Here is a 1735-nt window from a genome sequence, read left to right as displayed (position 1 = left end):
CACCGGGACGGCCCGGACCGCCCCTTTCGTACGCGGTGAAACGGCCGGGTCCCGAGGCCGTGCAAGGGAGTGGTCATCCTCCCCGGGACCCGGCCGCACTTCCCTCGCGGTGCTGGGTCGCCGTGTCGGAAAGGCCGGGGGCGTACGGCCCGATTCCCGCTGGACGACCGCGAGGGAATTCGAGCGTAACTCCGCAGGTCAGCACTCGGTAATGACACCGTGCTTACAGTTCTTTCCCACGGGTGTCGTGACCCCGCGGTGGCAAAATCACCCGCCCCGCCGGACATGTCGCGCAGCCCGCGGGTGACAATGGAGAACGTGAGAGCGGTCGCCATCTCCGACACCCATGCGCCCCGGCGCTGGAAGTCCTGCCCGCCGCGGGTGGCCGAGCACCTGCGGGACGCCGACGTGATCCTGCACGCCGGCGACGTGTGCACGGCCTCCGTCCTCGACGAACTCGCCGCGTACGCGCCCGTCCACGCCGTCCTCGGCAACAACGACGGCCCGGACGTCGCCGAGTGGGGCGCCCCCGAACGACTCGAACTCGACCTCGGCGGGCTGAAGGTCGCGATGGTCCACGACAGCGGCCAGGCCCGCGGCCGGACCGCCCGGATGCGCCGCTGGTTCCCGGACGCGGACCTCGTCGTCTTCGGCCATTCGCACATCCCGCTGGACGAGACCGGCGACGGCGTCCGCATCTTCAACCCCGGATCGCCCACCGACCGGCGGCGCCAGCCGCACGGCACCCTCGGCCTCCTGGACGTCCACGACGGCCGGCTCACCGGCGCGGAGATCGTCCCCGTCACCTGACCGCGTCCGCACCCCAGGGGCGGCCCTCCCTCGACCGGCCGCCGCGGCACATGGAATCGTCACCCTGGAGTGACCGCCGACAGACGGGAAGCCTTGGCATGACCGACCGCGTGACCGTGCACGTCCAAGACGGAGTCGCCGACGTGCGGCTCAACCGCCCCGACAAGCTGAACGCCCTCGACATCGCCACCTTCGAGGCGCTCGCCGAGACCGGCGAGTCGCTCGCCGGGGACCCGTCCGTCCGCGCCGTGGTCCTGTCGGGCGAGGGCCGCGCGTTCTGCGCCGGGCTGGACTTCGCCAACTTCGCCGCGATGGCCGGCGACGGCGCCGAGGCCGAGGGCGGTGCCCGGTTCCGCCGCCTGGCCAAGGACATCACCGCGCGCGAGCCGGGCCGCATCACGAACCTCGGCCAGCAGGCCGTGCACGTGTGGCGCGAGATGCCGCAGCCCGTCATCGCCGCCGTCCACGGCCACGCTCTCGGCGGCGGCCTGCAGATCGCCCTCGGCGCCGACATCCGCATCGTGGCGCCGGACGCGAAACTGTCCGTGCTGGAGATCCGCTGGGGCCTGGTGCCCGACATGACCGGCACCGCCGCGCTCATCCGGCTCACCGGGGAGGACGTCGCGAAGGAGCTCACCTTCACCGGCCGCATCATCAGCGGGGAGGAGGCCGCGCGCATCGGCCTCGCGACCCGCACCGCGGACGACCCGCACGCCGCCGCCACCGAACTCGCCAGGGAGATCGCGGGCAACAGCCCCCACGCGGTACGCGGCGCCAAGCGCCTTCTCAACCGGGCGGCGGACCACGATCTGGCCGACCAGTTCATCGAGGAGTCCCGGACGCTCGGCGAGCTCCGCGGCACCCCCAACCAGGTCGAGGCCGTCCGCGCCTACTTCGAGAAGCGCCCGCCCGCCTTCACCGACCC

General features: G+C 73.0%; 2 protein-coding genes. Both read left to right on the top strand.

Going from position 1 to position 1735, the window contains the following annotated elements; genetic code table 11:
- The first annotated feature begins 309 nt into the window (after window positions 1–309).
- Entirely contained in the window at window positions 310–810 is a 501-nt protein-coding gene (locus tag E1200_RS33115; RefSeq protein ID WP_243709054.1) for a metallophosphoesterase family protein, read from the top strand.
- A 98-nt stretch (window positions 811–908) separates the two neighbouring features.
- A partial coding sequence (locus tag E1200_RS33110) for a crotonase/enoyl-CoA hydratase family protein (protein ID WP_131956587.1) occupies window positions 909–1735 on the top strand: 827 nt, incomplete at its 3' end.

Origin of the sequence: Actinomadura sp. GC306 (assembly GCF_004348665.1) — a bacterium.
Lineage (GTDB): Bacteria > Actinomycetota > Actinomycetes > Streptosporangiales > Streptosporangiaceae > Spirillospora.
This window is presented reverse-complemented; position numbering and strand designations above follow the sequence as displayed.

Bases quoted from the DNA above. Each gene is read 5' to 3' on its own strand.
- E1200_RS33115 (WP_243709054.1), top strand. From the start codon at position 310: ATGGAGAACGTGAGAGCGGTCGCCATCTCCGACACCCATGCGCCCCGG.